The sequence below is a fragment of the Desulfovibrio desulfuricans genome (assembly GCF_024460775.1).
GTDB classification, from domain to species: domain Bacteria; phylum Desulfobacterota; class Desulfovibrionia; order Desulfovibrionales; family Desulfovibrionaceae; genus Desulfovibrio; species Desulfovibrio desulfuricans_E.
Genome location: NZ_JANFYZ010000001.1, coordinates 271,864 through 287,872, shown reverse-complemented (window position 1 = coordinate 287,872; position 16,009 = coordinate 271,864). Strand labels below are relative to the sequence as shown.

Sequence of the window (16,009 nt, the reverse complement as noted above, 5' to 3'; positions counted from 1 at the left end):
TTTTCCCCTGCTCCATCTATCTCGTCAAAGGACATCCACTGGATGCCTGTCAGCCCGCAGAAACAGCGGGCTGATTTTTCTTTATTCCCACTCCGTCTCCTTGTAACCTTGCAAAACATTGCTGGACTACGGCGCAGCATTGCGCGCAAACAAAGGTTTTGAACATGGACATAAAACAATTTGAAGCATTCTGGGCAGACAGGCAGCCGGATCGCACAGATCTGGCGGAGTTCTGGAGCCGCCGCGCCCAGTCGTTCAATACCCATTCGGCCGAGGAAGATTCCAGCGCGTACCGTCGCGATCTTGTTGCAAAGGTTGCAGCGCGCGCCAAGGTTGGCAAGGCTGATGCCGTGCTGGACATAGGCTGCGGGCCAGGCAGGCATGCCCTGATTTTTGCGGGACTGGCTGGCAAGGTTGAAGGTTTTGATATCGCGCCCGGTATGATCGAATACGCAAATAAAAATGCGCAACAAGCTGGTATGGAAAACGCCCGTTTTCACGTGCTTGACTGGGATACTGCGGATCTGAAGCAGCTTGGCTGGCAAAAACGGTTTCAGCTTGTTTTCGCCTCGCGCACTCCTGCCGTGTATGACCATGTTACTCTTGAAAAAATGACAGAGGCCTCGCGGGGCTACTGCTGCCTTATCACGCAGGTTACTGGCGATAATTCTGTGCGCAGGGAACTTGCGCCAGTTGTTGGTGCAACGAATGACGACGACTATACCCGGCGGGGGCTTTACTGCGCCTTCAATATCCTGTGGTTGCAGGGTTATTATCCAGAAGTGGAATACCTTGAGCGCACGTGGGATTCTGAATGCCCGCTGGAAGAAGCCATTGTGATGTACACGCGGCATTTTAACAGTAGAGGCCAGCTCACAGAGGTGCAAGAGATCGCCCTGGCAGACAAACTGTGCGCCATGAGCAAGAACGGCATGGTGCACGAAACTGGCAGCTCGCGGGTGGCCATGCTTTTCTGGAACGCTAACCTGTGATGGCATGCGGGCTGCGGGGTCTGTTGCCCCCTGCCCTTTTGGCGGTGTTCAGGCCTTTTCTATGAGCCATGTCCTGATGGGAAAGGCCGTTTCCGTCCAGTGCGTCTTATATTGCATTTTGGGGCCATCAAGAGGCCCCATGTCATAACGTTGCACACCTTCCTCGCAGAGCCAGCGGATTTTTTCAATCTGCATGAGGTTGCCCAGTGAAAGCTCATGGCAATCCTGCGCATAGCTGAACTGCTGTCCGCGATAGATATCCCCTGCCAGGCCTCCAAAAATGAAGCCCACGTCCGTATCTTCACGGCGGGCAAAAATGACGCGCGCACCCTTTTCCGGCGCGAGCCGCTGGAGCAGAAATGCGTAAAAATCGCATATGCCCGGCTCCGCCATGCCGCAGTGGTCAATCCCCTTCCAGCTTGTGCGTTCAACAGCGATCATGCGGGCATACGCTGCCTTTGCTTCGTCTTCCGTTGAAGGCAGCACCCGTTCATAAGAGATGCCCAGCTCGTGCGCCTTCTTGGCCGAACGTTTCAGGTTGCGGCGCAGATTGGCCGAGCGGCGCGAAAGATAGCCGTCCAGCCCGCCAGCAAGTGAAGCCGATCCCTGAATGCCCGCTTTTACGAGGTGCGCCTGGAGCGGCATGCCTGTTTTGTTGAGCATGTTCTGCACATAATCCAGGCCAGGGCCAAGGCCGCCCACAAGAACCTTGGGAAATCTGGGGGCATAGGTTCTGGTAAAAAAGTGCATGGCGTCGGCAAATAGCTGCGGGGCATGGCTGCCCAGCAGCGGGCAGCCAAAGAACCACGAGGGTTCAAGGGGCGTGATGTAGATTTCTTCTGGCGAAACAAGGCCTTCCGCAAGGGCAATAACACTGCCGTCGGCTTCTGCAAACAACAAACGCCGCTTGGGACCAAAGGCATCATGAAAGGCAAGTTGCCATGCTGGCGTACAACTGAAAGGGTCGGCCTGAGCGCTGTGCAGAGCTGCGCTGTGCCACGTTGCGTACTGCTCGGGCTTGGCGTTGTGGGGCAAATGTATAAACTGCATGACGGCACCGGAGTAAAAGGCAAGGCGTTTATGCCCCGTACGCTTTTGCGCACCACAAGGCATAAACGCCGTATATATTGGTTATAACGCGAGCCTGTTTTGCTGGATGGCAAAAATATTGCCTGCCTGTGCATAACCAGATCAGGCTATTTATCTATTGCAGCATTGTCCTGTTTCTTTTTTTCAGCCACGTACTCTTCTTCATGTATAAGCGTACTTCCGCATCGTGGGCATGACAATAACTTGAAAACCCGCCGAAAGTTAAAGAAGGCTTTGTCCAGCATGCCAGTCGGGCAGTAAAAAACATCACCACAGCGCTTGCAGCGGTAGACAGTTTTTTCTTTCATAATGCCCCCAAGGTAGCCAATGAAGAACTTTCAATAAATTACCATGTATGGTGCAGGTTATCAATTCCCTCGCCAGAGCAATATGCCAGCTATCCATGGTTAGGGCGCCCTTCTGCTCATGAAGAGCACCCTGCTGCACTTAGCCCTGAGGTTGCTTTGCAGCCCAGATATCAATTTCTATGCTGATTTCCGGCAGGCCTAATGCCGATACATACGCAATAGTCATCGATGGGTAAGTGCTGCCAAAAAGCTTATCCCACTCGTTATCGAAATAATCCCAGTCGATTTCTTTCACGGACCAGATATTAACCTTGGTAATATCTGGTCCGGACAGTCCTTCCGTATCGAGCAATACTTTAATATTTGTAAAGAGTTGCTGCACTTCATCGTTAAAGGCCGTTGGAAAAGAACCGTCACCCCTGATGCCGATTTGCCCTGAAAACACATAGGTGTCCATGCCAGCGGGTATGATGGTTGTATGTGAATAGTTTCCAACAGGCTGATACATGCTCTTTGGTGTTTTTCTTATAATGGCCTTCATGGGGTTCTCTTTGTTTTAAATGGTGCTGTTTTTCATTTTTATAGGCGGAAAGACGGCAAATTGTTGATCTGACGGAGTGTGGTGCAGGACTTTTAGAATAACACCATTACAAAAATTTTGAAAGCATCATGTCGCGGTAGTGAAAAAAAGTATGGGGAGTTGCCTTAGGCGCACACTGCTGCTCAACAGCAGTGTGCGCCTAAAAACAAAAAAACCCGGAAGTCTCGTAAGACTTCCGGGTATGAAATTCTGGTAGCAAGGGAGGGATTTGAACCCCCGACACTGCGGGTATGAACCGCATGCTCTGACCAACTGAGCTACCTTGCCGTGTCAGCGCCTCGTTAGCGCGACGATCTATTTATAAAAATTGCCGCCCCTTGGCAAGCATTTTTTTTAGTTCACCATGAAATAGTAAATAAAGGGTGCGATTAACAGGCGGTACACGGCAAAAGGCACCAGAGTCACGCGGCCCATAAGGGCGATGAACACTTTGACTGCCAGCAGGGCCGAGAGGAACGAGCCGATCATGCCCACGGCAAAAAAGGGAATATCCGCAGCGCTGAACAGGTGCCAGCTTTTCAGCATGTCGTAGCCGGTAGCTGCAACCATGATGGGCACTGCGGCGATGAACGAATACTCCGCCGCCAGCGAGCGCTTGCCGCCAAGCAGCATGCCGCCCATAATTGTTGAAGCCGAGCGCGAAAAACCGGGCCACAGCGCAAGGCACTGAAAGCAGCCGATGCCAAGGGCCAGCTTGGGCGTCATGTCGTCCAGCGTAATATACGAAGGTTTGAACTTGCGTTTTTCAACAACTATCATCATCACCGCGCCCACAACCAGAGCAATGAGCACAGTTTCCGGACGGAACAGATAGGTCTTGATCGCCGAGTGCAGCAAAAGCCCGAGCACGCTGGCAGGCAGCGATGTAAGAATAAGCAGCATGATGCCGCGCATGCCCGCAAAGCGCACATAGGGTTGAGGGCGCACAAGGCCCCAGAAGCGCTTCCAGTACAGCACCACCACAGCCATGATGGCGCCAAGCTGAATAACCACCTCAAAGGTGGCGGCCTTTTCGCCCATAAAGTTGAGCAGATCGCCAACCAGAATAAGGTGGCCGGATGAGGAAACAGGCAGGAATTCCGTCAGCCCCTCGACAATGCTCAAAATTACCGCAGTAAACAGATTATCCATAAAAACCCTCTGGCGCGAAATCCTGTCGCCTAGTGTGGGATGTGTCGCCCTGCGGGCAGAGCATTGCCAAAAGACGGCACAACGGCTATGGGTGAATAAAAAAGGATATCTCCATGACAACCATTATGCCGCAAGGCGAACTTGTGCGTAAGGCTGCGGCCTATCTGGCGGAACAGCGCGCCCTGCATACCGGCAAGAGCCTGTCTGCCCTTCTGGACGAAGCGGGTATGCGTTTCAACCTTACGCCGCTTGATGCCGCCGCCCTTGAGCGCCTGTTCCGCGAAGAAGAGGCCAAGGCCCACTAGAGCATTTCCGCCCATCGTTCTGTATTGCCGTTTGCTGATGGTGGTTGCAGACGTCGCGCCCATTTGAACCACGGGTGCGACGCCGCTCACCGCATCAGAATTATGCTATTTCGCTGCCGTCAGGCACGTCGCGGTCCACAGCAAGCAGCCCGAGCGCGCTGTCGGTTCCTGCCGTAAGCACCATGCCGTGCGAAACCAGCCCGCGAATCTTGCGCGGGGCAAGGTTCAGCACTGCGCACACGCGTTTGCCCACCAGATCTTCCGGCGCATAGTGCTCTGCCAGGCCAGAGAGAATCTGACGCAGCTCACCTTCGCCAAAGTCAATTTCAAGTCGCAGAATACGGTCGGCATTGGGGTGCTTTTCCGCCACTTTGACTGTGCCCACGCGCAGATCCAGAGCCTTGAACTGGTCGAATTCCACATTGGGTTTGACTGCAGGCGCATCCGCCCCGCCCTGCTCTGCTGCAGCCTGCTTGGGCGCGGCTTTTTCCTGCGGTTTTTCCGCCTGCTTGTCCTTCTTTTGGGCCTTGGGTTCCTTGCTGTCCGCGCCTTCTTTTTTCACTTCAATACGCGGGAACAGGTTGGAGCCTTCCGCTACCTGAATGCCGGGTTCAAGGCCTTCAAAATGGGCAATTTCGTCTTCCACATTGGCAACCGGGGGCTGGCCTTCCTGCACGGGCTGCCCAAGCTGGGCAAGCATTTTGCCAGAGGCCACAGGCATGACGGGCCAGAGGCAGAGCGCGGTTTTGCGCATGGCCGCCAGCATGACGTACATGACGGTTGCGAGGCGCTCCATGTTGCCCTGCTTGTAGAGCGTCCAGGGGGCCTGGGTGTCCACGTATTTGTTCAGGGCGCGCACGAGTTCCCACAGGGATTCAAGCCCCTGGGCAAACTGCACGTTGCCAAAAAGCTGCACAAAGTTGCGCATGGAGTTGGCGCACAGGTCGGCAATGGCCTTGTCGTCTTCCTGAAGCGCCTTGGGCATGGGCACATGGCTGCCGAAATATTTGGCCGTCATGGAAAGCACGCGGCTGAACAGGTTGCCGAGGTCGTTGGCAAGGTCGGCATTGATGCGGCCTACAAGGGCATCTTCGCTAAAGCTGGCGTCAGAACCAAAGTGCATTTCGCGCAGCAGAAAATAGCGGAAGGCGTCCGGCCCGAAACGTTGGGCCATGTCGCTCGGTTCCACAACATTGCCAAGCGATTTTGACATCTTGGTGTCGCGCACAAGCCAGTAGCCGTGCACATTCAGATGCTCATACAGCGGCAGGCCCGCAGATTTGAGCATGGTGGGCCAGAATACGGCGTGAGGCTTGAGAATATCCTTGGCAACCAGATGTTCGCCGGGCCAGAACTTTTTAAAGTCTTCGCCTTCGGGCCAGTTCAGCGCGCTGATGTAGTTGAGTAGCGCATCAAACCACACGTAGCAGACGTAATCCTTGTCAAAGGGCAGCTCAATGCCCCAGGTCAGGCGCGATTTGGGGCGCGAGATGCACAGGTCTTCCAGCGCGCCGGATTCGAGCATGGCCAGCACTTCGCTGCGATAGCGTTCGGGCCGGATAAACGAAGGATTGGCCTCGATGTGCTCCTTGAGCCAGGGCAGATACTTGGACATGCGGAAAAAGTAGTTCTTCTCGCTGATAAATTCCGGCTTGGTCAGATGCTGGGGGCAGAGGCCGTTTTCCAGCTCTTTTTCGGTATAGAACCGTTCACAGCCGTAGCAGTAATGCCCGCCGAACTCGCCAAAATAGATGTCGCCCGCGTCATAGACCTTTTGCAAAAAGGCCTGCACAGCGCTGATGTGCTCGGGATCGGTGGTGCGCACAAAGCGGTCGTTGGCAACGTCAAGCTTGGGCCACAAGGCGCGGAAGCGGGCGCTGATGTCGTCCACAAACTCCTTTGGAGTCTGACCTTGTTTTTCCGCCGCCTGAACAATCTTGTCGCCGTGTTCGTCCGTGCCGGTGAGGAACATGGTGTCCTCGCCAATCAGCTTGTGGTAGCGGGCCATGGCGTCGGCAACCACAGTGGTATAGGCATGCCCCAGATGGGGCTTGGCATTGACGTAGTAGATGGGCGTTGTGATGAAAAAGCTGTTCACTCAAGGCTCCGTAAGCTTAATTGCTAGTCGTGGTCGGGCCGCTGCGACTTGTTGCGGCGGCGTTTGCGGCGATTCTTGCCCGGTTCGGCCTGAGCCTCTCCACCGGGGGCGCGCTCGCCGGATTCGGCGGGGGCGGATTCCTCGGGCTGGGTATCGCGCTCGTCCTGACGGAATTCATCCATAAAATCAAGAGAGTCAAGAGTATCCGGCGTGGCGGAAACCACAAGCAGGCTGTTGTCGTTCATGGGGCCTTTGGGCGGCTGCTTTGGCTGTACACCCTGGGGGGCCTCCGGCCTGTGGGGCGAAAGCGCCTGCCAGTCGTCCAGGCTCAGTTCGACTTCCTCGTTGTTTTCCGTCAGCACAGAAAGGGAATTGCGGAACATGTTGGCCCGCAGAACCTTCATGGGGCCTTTGTCCGTCTGGTATTTCTTGCCGAGGCGCGGGCACATGCGGTGAAAATGGTCGTAGTTGTCCTGTTCGTAAGAAAGGCAGCAGAGCAAACGGCCGCAAATGCCCGAAATTTTGGCAGGATTCAGAAAGAGGTTCTGCTCTTTTGCCATGCGGATGGTCACGGGCGCAAATTTGCGCAGATACCTGCGGCAGCAGCAGACCATGCCGCAGTTGCCCACAGCGCCCACCATCTGCGTTTCGTGGCGCACGCCTATCTGGCGCAGCTCGATGCGCGCGCGGTATTCACGCACAAGGTCTTTGACCAGATCGCGAAAATCAATGCGGGAAGGCGCAGTGAAGTAAAAGATGAGCTTGCTGCGGTCAAAAAAGACCTCCACATCCACAAGCTTCATATCAAGGTTGCGGTCGCGGATGCACTGGCGGCAGAACTGTTGCGCTTCACGCGCCATCTGCTCGTTGGCTTCGCCACGGTGGATGTCTTCTGAACCGGCATGGCGCAAAATGGAGGGCAGTTCCTGCTCCATCTGTCCGGGCAAATGCTCTGCGGGGCCGGATACTATTTCGGCGAGGGTCTGGCCCTGCTCTGCCTCAATAAGCACATGATCCCCCCGTTTGAAGCCGGAGGGGCCGGTATAGTAGCTTGTTTGTCCAAGCGTTCTGAAACGGAGACCGTATATAGGCATAAATTGTCGCTTCGGCAAAGGTAGTGGAATATGTATTCCGAAAAGGTTCTTTTCCGTCATTAATGCCGTGCTGTCAACTGGGCTGCGGGTCGAGCCACGGCTGCGCATCGGCCATTCACCTCGCGCGGCTTGCAAAGCCGGGTTGCCTGATTTACATTTTTAAACATAAGGGAGTACTTGCCATGATAGAACGTCAATCGGCCCTCGCTCTGCTGGCCGAGCAAAAAACGCCGCCTTCACTGTTGCAGCATGCCCTGGCCTCCGAGGCCATAATGCGCGCTCTTGCCCAACATTTTGGCGAAAATGAAGACCTCTGGGGCCTCACTGGCCTTTTGCACGACCTCGACTACCCCGCCACGGCGGAAAACGCCAGCCGGCACGGGCTGGACACCGCAGAGATGCTGACTGGCCAGTTGCCGGACGAAGCCCTCACTGCCATTCGCGCCCATAATGCGGAAATGAACGGCGCGGCTGGCCCTGCCTCGCGCTTTGATTACGCCCTGCGCTGCGGCGAAACCGTCACCGGGCTTATCTCTGCCGCTGCGCTCATGCGCCCCACGGGCATGGAAGGCATGGAAGTTAAAAGCATAAAGAAAAAGATGAAGGATAAAGCCTTTGCGGCCAGCGTGTGCCGCGACAACATCCGCCAGTGCGCCGAGGCCGGGCTTGAGCTTGATGCTTTTCTGGCTCTGTCCATCGAAGCCATGCGCGCCCATGCGGCGGAACTTGGTTTAAGCAAATAGCTCCAAAACAGCCGAGGCTGCACCATGCAAGAATGTTCGCTGCAAACGGAAATCCGCACGCTTGGCCCCTGCAAGCTTGATTCTGTGCTGCCCTACCGCACCTGGGCAGACAACAAGACCGTGCAGATTGTTGTGGATGAAGAACTGTCGGAAGAAGTGAACGCGCCCTTCAGCGTCTGCCTCGAGGCCGCTGGCCCGCGCAAAAAACTCTACTTCGACACCACCCGAGCCAAGTGCGCCATCGTGACCTGCGGCGGGCTTTGCCCCGGCATCAACGATGTCATCCGCGCCATTGTGATGGAGGCCTTCCACGCCTACAACGTGCCCTCCATTCTGGGCATCGCCTACGGGCTTGAGGGTTTTATTCCCAAGTACGGTCATGCCCCCTTTGAGCTTACGCCTTCAAGCGTGGCGGACATTCACCGTTTTGGCGGCACCATGCTTGGTTCCTCACGCGGGCCGCAGTCTGCCGAGGAAATTGTGGATACCCTTGAACGCAGCAACGTCAACGCTCTCTTTGTCATTGGCGGCGACGGCACCATGAAGGCCGCCCTTGCCATCAGCAGCGAGGTGCAGGCGCGCGGGCTCAAGATATCCGTCATCGGCATTCCCAAAACCATTGATAACGACATCAACTTCATTCCCCAGTCGTTCGGCTTTGAAACTGCCGCCTTCAAGGCCACGGAGGCCATTGAATGCGCCCATACCGAGGCCTGCGGCGTGCCCAACGGCATTGGGCTGGTCAAGCTGATGGGGCGCGAATCCGGCTTTATCGCCGCGCGCGCGGCTCTGGCCCTCAAAGAAGTGAACTTTGTGCTGATTCCGGAAGCTCCCTTTGCCCTTGAGGGCGAGGGCGGGCTTCTGCCTGCGCTGGAAGAACGCCTGCGCTCGCGCGGGCATGCCGTTATTGTGGCAGCCGAGGGCGCTGGTCAGCACCTTATGGAAAACCACGCCGCCAAGGATGTGTCGGGCAACCCCGTGCTTGGCGACGTGGCCGACCTTCTGCGCAAGAATATCAGTTCCTATCTTGGCGCGCGCGGCATTGAGCATTCGCTGAAATATATTGACCCGAGCTATATCATCCGCTCCATCCCGGCCAACGCCAATGACAAGGTTTATTGCGGATTTTTGGGCCAGTACGCCGTGCATGCCGCCATGGCCGGGCGCACAGACATGGTGGTGGGCAAGATTCAGGACCGTTACGTCCATCTGCCGCTGGAGCTTGTGACCCGCAAGCGCCGCAAGCTCAACATCTATTCAGACCTGTGGCGGGCTGTGCTTGAATCCACCGGTCAGGGCATGCTGCACGGCATGCTGCCCCCGGCGTAACCGGCAGCATGAAGCATCTCAGACAGGTCAAGGCCTCTGCCGGTTCCGGCAAGACCTATGAATTGACGCATTGTTTTCTGCAAAGGCTGGTGCAGAGCGGGCCGCCTGCGAGCGCGTCCGCTTCCTCGGCCTGCGTGCTTTTGCCGGGCGGCCGCTGCGGCTGGGGCGACATCCTCGCCATCACCTTTACCAATGCCGCTGCAACCGAAATGCGCGACCGCGTCATCCGGCAACTCAAGAGCGCGGCCCTCGGGCAGCCCCTGGGCGGGCTTGCGCTTTCGCCCGAGCAGGCCTCCCGCTGGGTGGATGTGATCATGCGCGATATGGGCGCGCTGAACATCCGCACCATCGACAGCCTGCTGCACCTCATTGTGCGCGCGGCAGCGCTGGAACTTGATCTGCATCCGGATTTTCAGCCTGTCTTTGCCACCGAAGAAGTGCTCACCCCCTACCTTGATGTACTGCTTGAACGCGCATGGCAGGGCGATGAAACCATGCGATCCCTGCTGCGCGAGGTTTATCGGGCCATGGCCTGGCGGGAGAACAGCACGGGCTTTCTTGCGGGCGAAAAACTGCTCAACCAGTTGCGCGGCCTGCTGGATGACGTGCTGCTCGGGCGCTTTGAGGATATTTCGCCCACAGAAACCCTGCACAAGCGGCTGAGCGAAGTGGAAAGCTTGGCAGTTACCCATGCCAATATCTTTCTGTCTGCTGCGGCTGCAAGCGGACTCAGTTTCAGCAAAAACGCCCTCGCGGCTGTGGAGGCCATTGCCGCCGGGCAGTGCAAGACTTCGGCATACCTGAGCAAGGCCAGCGCCTCTGACCTGTTTTTGAAAAAGCCCGTTGTCAGCGACGAAGTGCAAAAAGCCTACGAGGCCTTTGCCCGCGCCGCCGGGGTTCTGGTGGATACCGCTCCACTGCTGCGTCAGGCTGTGGGGCTTGCCCCCGTGCTCCTGCTGGCGCGCACCCTTGTGCAGGCCTTTGTGCAAAACCAGCGGCAGGAAGGCAGCCTGCCTGGCCTGCTGATTCCGCACATGGCGCGGCAGGTGCTTGAAAGCGACAACGGCGTGCCCGAAGCCCTGTGCCGCATGGGCTCGCGCCTCACGCACTTTCTGGTGGATGAATTTCAGGATACCAGCCGCGAGCAGTGGTACGCCCTGCGCCCCCTTGTGGAAGAAGCGCTCTCGCGCGGCGGCTCCCTCACCTGGGTGGGGGACGTCAAGCAGTCCATTTACGGCTGGCGTGGGGGCGAGCCGGAGCTTTTTGATGGCGTGTTTGACGATGCGGGACTCACAGCCCTCGCACCCGATGGCCAGCGCGACAATCTGCCCTACAACTGGCGCAGCCGCCGCGAAATAGTGCAGCACAACAACGGCATTTTCGGCCCCCTGGGGCAGCCGGACATGGCCGCAAAGGTCATGGCCGCCCTTTTACCCACGGGCACCCCGCCGGAAATCTGCGGGCAGGCCGCTCAGGGCCTTGTGCGCGCCTTTGCGGGCACGGAGCAGCAATGCCCTGAAAACGCCCGCGAGGGCGGCCTTGTGCGCGTGGAAACCATCCTTTCCGTGGATGCCGAGGCTCTGGGCGAAGATGTGCTTGAACGCCTCTGCACCCTGTTGCATGAGGATGTTGAGCCGCACCATACCTGGGCCGATGTGCTCATCCTTGTACGCAGCAACGGCAAGGCCACCCTTGTGGCAGACAGGCTGATTCGCGAAAATATCCCCGTGATTACAGAAAACAGCCTGCGGCTTGCCGCGCATCCGCTGGTGGTGCAGGCCGTGGCCCTGCTCTCCTTTCTTGATAATCCTGAGGACGACATAGCCTTTATGAGCCTTGTGTGCGGTAGCATCTTTCGGGAGCATCCAGAAGCTGCGGCCCTTGCGCAGGAAGACATTGCGGGCTGGTGCGCGGCATCCAGAGGCGGGCCGCTGTTCCAGCGGTTCAAAAAGCGCTGGCCAGAAATCTGGCAGAGGCTGCTTGCCCCGTTCCACAGTCAGTCAGGCCTCATGACGCCCTATGACATGACGCTTGAATGGTTTGCCCGGCTGGATGTGGAGCGGCGCTACCCCGAGGCGGAGACCTTTTTGCGGCGCTTCATGGAAGTGCTGCACAGCGCGGAAGAAAAGGGCCTTGCCACCCTGCCCACATTTCTGGAGCACTGGCGCGCCAAAAGCGGCGAAGAAAAGGTGCCCATGCCCGAAAACATGGATGCCGTGCGCGTTATGACCATCCACAAATCCAAGGGCTTGGAAGCCCCGGTGGTTATTGTGCCGTGGACAGACCTGCGCGCCCGTATGGGCAATGAAACCGTGATGGTCGAGCGCGAAGGCCTGCGCCTTGCCGTGGGCAACAGAAAGCATCTAGGCGCGCCCTATCATCAGGAGCTTGCCCGCCAGTGCCGTGAAAACGTCCACCTGCTTTACGTGGCCTTTACACGCGCACGCGATGCGCTCTATGTGCTGCGCACAAGCACCGTGGGCGGGCGCGGCTCTACCAGTGATGTGCTGGACATGCTTATGGAAGAGGCCGGGTTCACAGCCCCCTACACCGTGGGCGAGGAGCCAGCCACGCACGATGCCGCCCCGGCTGCTAAAGCCGCGAAGGCTTCTGCCGCAGCCCCCTGGGGCAGCAAGGCAGAGGCTGCGGAAAGCCTGGAAGGCGAGGAAGCCGCTGCTTCTGCGGATACCGCGCAGGGCAATGCAATGGCCCCGGATGCTGGGGATTCCGCTGGCTTTGCAGACCCCGCATGGCGGCCCATGCAGTGGCTGCCGCGCCTCAAGATTTTTCGTAATCCACTGGCAGGGTTCAGCTTTCGCGCAGAAGACAGGGGCAGCTTTCTGCACCTGTGCCTTGAGCATCTGCACATAACGGGCAATCCGCAGGCGGACGCGCAGGCTGCGCTGAACTTCGGCCTTGGGCATTTTTCGCTGCCTGTGCCGGACGAGGCCGCATTGCGGGAAAATGCCGCTGCGGCGCTGCAATGGTTCGCGTCGCAACCGCAGGCTGCCCGCTGGCTGCAAACGGGCTGGCCCGAACATTCGCTCATGGATGCCGAAGGGCACTTGCTGCGCATGGATTTGCTTGTGCATGAGCCATGGGGGCCGCTGGTGCTTGATTATAAAAGCGGTCAGCCCGAAGCCGACCATGTAGCGCAGCTACAGACCTACCTTGCCTGTCTGGAAGCCGGGAACGACTGCGCCCCCGGCAGTGCGCGCGGCCTGCTGGTGTACCTTGATTTACGGCGGTTTCAGCTTGTGGAAGCGCACGGCGTTTCGGCCCTTGCCGAGCGTTGCAGCGATCTTTTGCCCGCCACGGAGGCTCAGGCATGAGCGCATCGCCGATTCTTGTTTTTCCCTGGCAGCGGCCCTTTCTGCCCGATCTCAAAGCCTTTCTGACCAGCATCGGCAAGGGGCGGGCGGGCGCAACCCTGCTGATCGTGCCCCACAACCGGCCCTGGCGTTACCTTACCAAGCTCTATGCGGAAGAAGGCTATCAGGGATTGCTGCCCAAGGTCATGACTCTGGCGGATGTGATCTCGGCCTGGCGGTCGCAAACCAGCGCTGACCCTCTCCACACGGCCAACGTGCTGGACAGGGTCGCCCTGCTGCACGAATGCGTTATGGGTCTCGCGCAGGATGACGAAGGCCTTGCCGCACGTTTTGCCCGCATGGACATGGCGCACTTTCTGCCCTGGGGCTTGCGGCTCTCAAACCTGCTGGAAGAAATGCTGGGGCAGCGCGTGGCTGCTGTGGATCTCAGCCATGTGGAGCAGGAGGTTTCCGGCCCTGCGGCTGCCCTGCTGGGCGCTCTTGGGCGCATAGGCAAGGCCTATGTGGTCGCGCTGGAGGCCCGCCGCTGGACGACGCCGGGACTGGACGCCTTTACCGTCAGCGAAGACGGCCTTGCCCTGCCCCGCTTTTTTACGCCCGCAGATGACCGCCCCGTTGTGATGGCCGGATTTTCGCTGCTCACCGGCAGTGAAGAAGCCCTGCTGCGCAGGCTGTGGCAGGCTGGCGGGCAGATTTGCCTGCATGCAGATCCGGCGCTGGCTCTTGGCGCCGCGCCGCACTGGGCGTGCGAGGCTCAGGCCGCGTGGCTGCGCCGCTGGAAGGCCACGGCTCGCCTTGCCGTGGAGCCCACGGAGGCCGAGGCCGCGCACAAACCGCGCATATCGTTTTTTGCCGGGTACGACTGTCATTCACAGCTTAAAGCATTGCATGAAGAACTGGCGGCACCGGGCAGCGGCAACGGCAGCAACAATGATTTAGCCGCTCCTGACGGGCTTTCCACGGCGGTCGTGCTCACGGACAGCGCCCTGCTCATGCCTGTGCTGCACCATCTGCCCAACAAGGACGTCAACGTCTCCATGGGCTACCCGCTGGAGCGTTCGCCCCTTAACCGACTGCTTGAGGCCCTGCTGCAATTGCAGGAAAACAGGACGGAAGATGGCCGCTACTACTGGCGCAACCTGCTCCAGTGCCTGCGGCACCCCTATCTGAACCTGCTACGCGTGGATGATGGCAGCGCGACGCCCCTTTATTTGCGCGAGGTCTTGCGCCGCATTGAGGGCATGATCCGCGGCGGAGCGCGGTTTGTGAATATGGACGAGGTTGCGCGGGAGTGCGCCCCGGGCATGCATCCTGCGCTTTTTGAGCTTTTTGAAGCCACGCTCAATGTGCTGGTGCGCCAGCCAGGGCAGGTGGACACCACCGAGGGCATGGCCCTGTGCCTGCAAAATATCTGCGATTTTCTGCTGCGCAACGGCGGCGACATGTGGCGGCATTTTCCGCTGGATGCGGAGGCCATGTACCGGCTTGCCCGCCATGCGGCCCCTGTGTTGCGGCAAAATTGTCTTGCGCAGACGCCCTTTCCCACCAGCGTGTTGCACGGCATAGTGCGCGAAGTGCTGCAGCAGGAGCGCGTGCCTTTTGAGGCGGAGCCGCTCACGGGCTTGCAGGTGCTCGGCATGCTTGAAACGCGCCTGCTGCACTTTGACAGGGTGCTTATTGTGGATGCCACGGACGACAAACTGCCCGGCAACCCTGCGCAGGATCCTCTGCTGCCCGATTCATTGCGGCAGGTGCTTGGCCTGCCCGATGCCCGCAGGCGCGAACGGGCGACAGCCCACACGTTGTACCGGCTCTGCGCCGGAGCGCAGGAGGTGCGCTTTTTCTGGCAGGAGGGGATCAGCCGCTCTGCGCTCTTTGACGGCAAAAAAAGCCGCAGCCGCTTTGTTGAGCAACTGCTGTGGGAAGAAGAACAACGCCGTGGCGAGCTGCTTGTGCCCGGTCAGGGGCCGTTGGGCATGGCCCGTTGCGTGGTGCGCAGCACCCCTGCCGCGCCCAAAAGCCTGCCCCGCACAGAGGCCTTGCACGAGGCCATGCTGGCCCTGCTCCAAAAACCGCTTTCGCCCACAAGGCTGGATGTTTACCAGCAGTGCCCACTGCGCTTTGCCTGGCAATACCTCTGCAGGCTGCAACCGCCGCAGGAGGTCAACGAAGGGGACGACCCCGCAGCCGTGGGCACCTGCATTCACGATACGCTGCACGCGCTGTACGAACCGTATCTCAATAAAGAGGTGCGCCGGGGTGATATCAGCCGCGAGACCATGCTGGCGCGGTTTCATGAGGAGCTTGAAAAGGCCGACCTGCGCCGCATTTTGCCGCCGGACAGTTGCCTCATGCTGGAAGAAGCCGCCCCTGTACGCTTGCAACGATTTCTGGATAATCAGCCCGACAGCACAATCATTGTGGCGCTGGAGGAAGAACTCAAGGCCACGCTGTCACTGGCAGGCGGCGAATATTCCTTTACGGGCATAATGGATCGCATTGACCGGCGGGATGACCTGCTGCACATCCTTGACTACAAGACCGGCAGCCTTAAATTACATGATGGAAGCCTGTGGGGCGACATTCTTTATTTCAGGCGTATTGAAAGCCTTTTTGCGGCCCTGCGCCAGACGCAAACTGGCGGGGGGTACGAGCCTGACGCCCAGATGCTTGAAGATATGGATGCCCTGTTTGAAGAGTTGCGGCCCCGGCTGCCCAGCCTGCAACTGCCCTGCTATGTGAGCATGGCTGTGGGCAGCGGCCTTGGCCCGGTCGGCGATGCAGCCTTGGTTGAGCTGCGCAACGCTGGCAGGGAGTATCCTCTTTTTGGAGGGCTGGTGGATGAAGACCTGGCGGAGGCCATTGGATACTGCCACGCGGCGCTTTCTCTTGTATTGCTGCACATGCGCCATGCGCCGTCCTTTACGGCGCGTCCGGACCGCCATTGCGACTGGTGCCCCTATGCGTCACTATGCGCAGGATAACGG

General features: G+C 58.5%; 12 protein-coding genes and 1 tRNA gene. 6 read left to right on the top strand and 7 right to left on the bottom strand.

Features of this window, described 5'->3' with window-relative positions; all coding sequences use genetic code 11:
* Positions 1–164: 164 nt before the first annotated feature.
* Positions 165–992: a class I SAM-dependent methyltransferase gene (locus NE637_RS01115; protein ID WP_227118347.1), complete on the top strand. Its 828-nt coding sequence runs from the start codon at positions 165–167 to the stop codon at positions 990–992.
* 48 nt (positions 993–1,040) lie between these two features.
* Here the strand turns inward: NE637_RS01115 and NE637_RS01110 are convergent, their stop codons facing one another.
* From NE637_RS01110 to NE637_RS01090, 5 genes are all read right to left on the bottom strand, one after another.
* Entirely contained in the window at positions 1,041–2,042 is a 1,002-nt protein-coding gene (locus NE637_RS01110; RefSeq protein WP_215647635.1) for a GNAT family N-acetyltransferase, read from the bottom strand.
* 146 nt (positions 2,043–2,188) lie between these two features.
* On the bottom strand, positions 2,189–2,389 hold the full coding sequence (locus NE637_RS01105; RefSeq protein ID WP_215647636.1) for a hypothetical protein: 201 nt from the start codon (positions 2,387–2,389) through the stop codon (positions 2,189–2,191).
* Between the two features lie 139 nt (positions 2,390–2,528).
* Positions 2,529–2,930 carry a RidA family protein gene (locus NE637_RS01100; RefSeq protein WP_227118346.1) on the bottom strand — a complete coding sequence of 134 codons (402 nt, stop codon included), beginning with the start codon at positions 2,928–2,930 and terminating at the stop codon, positions 2,529–2,531.
* A gap of 250 nt (positions 2,931–3,180) precedes the next feature.
* Positions 3,181–3,257, bottom strand: a tRNA-Met gene (locus tag NE637_RS01095).
* Positions 3,258–3,323: 66 nt separating this feature from the next.
* Positions 3,324–4,121 carry an undecaprenyl-diphosphate phosphatase gene (locus tag NE637_RS01090; protein ID WP_192111774.1) on the bottom strand — a complete coding sequence of 266 codons (798 nt, stop codon included), beginning with the start codon at positions 4,119–4,121 and terminating at the stop codon, positions 3,324–3,326.
* Between the two features lie 113 nt (positions 4,122–4,234).
* On the opposite strand from NE637_RS01090, the gene NE637_RS01085 reads away from it, so the two are divergent.
* The gene (locus NE637_RS01085) at positions 4,235–4,426 is read left to right on the top strand and encodes a hypothetical protein (RefSeq protein ID WP_192111773.1); all 192 of its coding nucleotides are present in this window, start codon (positions 4,235–4,237) and stop codon (positions 4,424–4,426) included.
* Positions 4,427–4,526: 100 nt separating this feature from the next.
* Here the strand turns inward: NE637_RS01085 and metG are convergent, their stop codons facing one another.
* Both metG and NE637_RS01075 read right to left on the bottom strand, forming a co-directional pair.
* Complete coding sequence (metG, locus tag NE637_RS01080; RefSeq protein WP_227118345.1) at positions 4,527–6,524, bottom strand: methionine--tRNA ligase; 1,998 nt, start codon at positions 6,522–6,524, stop codon at positions 4,527–4,529.
* Between the two features lie 23 nt (positions 6,525–6,547).
* Positions 6,548–7,618: a PSP1 domain-containing protein gene (locus NE637_RS01075; RefSeq protein WP_227118344.1), complete on the bottom strand. Its 1,071-nt coding sequence runs from the start codon at positions 7,616–7,618 to the stop codon at positions 6,548–6,550.
* Between the two features lie 182 nt (positions 7,619–7,800).
* Between NE637_RS01075 and NE637_RS01070 the strand changes: the two genes are divergently transcribed.
* From NE637_RS01070 to NE637_RS01055, 4 genes are read left to right on the top strand one after another with little or no spacing between them, the layout of a single operon-like run.
* Positions 7,801–8,361: an HD domain-containing protein gene (locus tag NE637_RS01070; RefSeq protein ID WP_227118343.1), complete on the top strand. Its 561-nt coding sequence runs from the start codon at positions 7,801–7,803 to the stop codon at positions 8,359–8,361.
* Between the two features lie 24 nt (positions 8,362–8,385).
* A complete protein-coding gene (locus tag NE637_RS01065) occupies positions 8,386–9,690 on the top strand; it encodes an ATP-dependent 6-phosphofructokinase (RefSeq protein WP_192111769.1) in 1,305 nt (434 codons plus the stop codon).
* An 8-nt stretch (positions 9,691–9,698) separates the two neighbouring features.
* Complete coding sequence (locus tag NE637_RS01060; RefSeq protein WP_227118342.1) at positions 9,699–13,022, top strand: UvrD-helicase domain-containing protein; 3,324 nt, start codon at positions 9,699–9,701, stop codon at positions 13,020–13,022.
* On the top strand, positions 13,019–16,006 hold the full coding sequence (locus NE637_RS01055) for a PD-(D/E)XK nuclease family protein (protein ID WP_227118341.1): 2,988 nt from the start codon (positions 13,019–13,021) through the stop codon (positions 16,004–16,006). Before NE637_RS01060 ends, NE637_RS01055 begins: the two co-directional genes overlap by 4 nt.
* The last annotated feature ends 3 nt before the right edge of the window (positions 16,007–16,009 follow it).

Bases quoted from the DNA above. Each gene is read 5' to 3' on its own strand.
- NE637_RS01115 (WP_227118347.1), top strand. From the start codon at position 165: ATGGACATAAAACAATTTGAAGCATTCTGGGCAGACAGGCAGCCGGAT.
- NE637_RS01110 (WP_215647635.1), bottom strand. From the start codon at position 2,042: ATGCAGTTTATACATTTGCCCCACAACGCCAAGCCCGAGCAGTACGCA.
- NE637_RS01105 (WP_215647636.1), bottom strand. From the start codon at position 2,389: ATGAAAGAAAAAACTGTCTACCGCTGCAAGCGCTGTGGTGATGTTTTT.
- NE637_RS01100 (WP_227118346.1), bottom strand. From the start codon at position 2,930: ATGAAGGCCATTATAAGAAAAACACCAAAGAGCATGTATCAGCCTGTT.
- NE637_RS01090 (WP_192111774.1), bottom strand. From the start codon at position 4,121: ATGGATAATCTGTTTACTGCGGTAATTTTGAGCATTGTCGAGGGGCTG.
- NE637_RS01085 (WP_192111773.1), top strand. From the start codon at position 4,235: ATGACAACCATTATGCCGCAAGGCGAACTTGTGCGTAAGGCTGCGGCC.
- NE637_RS01075 (WP_227118344.1), bottom strand. From the start codon at position 7,618: ATGCCTATATACGGTCTCCGTTTCAGAACGCTTGGACAAACAAGCTAC.
- NE637_RS01070 (WP_227118343.1), top strand. From the start codon at position 7,801: ATGATAGAACGTCAATCGGCCCTCGCTCTGCTGGCCGAGCAAAAAACG.
- NE637_RS01065 (WP_192111769.1), top strand. From the start codon at position 8,386: ATGCAAGAATGTTCGCTGCAAACGGAAATCCGCACGCTTGGCCCCTGC.
- NE637_RS01060 (WP_227118342.1), top strand. From the start codon at position 9,699: ATGAAGCATCTCAGACAGGTCAAGGCCTCTGCCGGTTCCGGCAAGACC.
- NE637_RS01055 (WP_227118341.1), top strand. From the start codon at position 13,019: ATGAGCGCATCGCCGATTCTTGTTTTTCCCTGGCAGCGGCCCTTTCTG.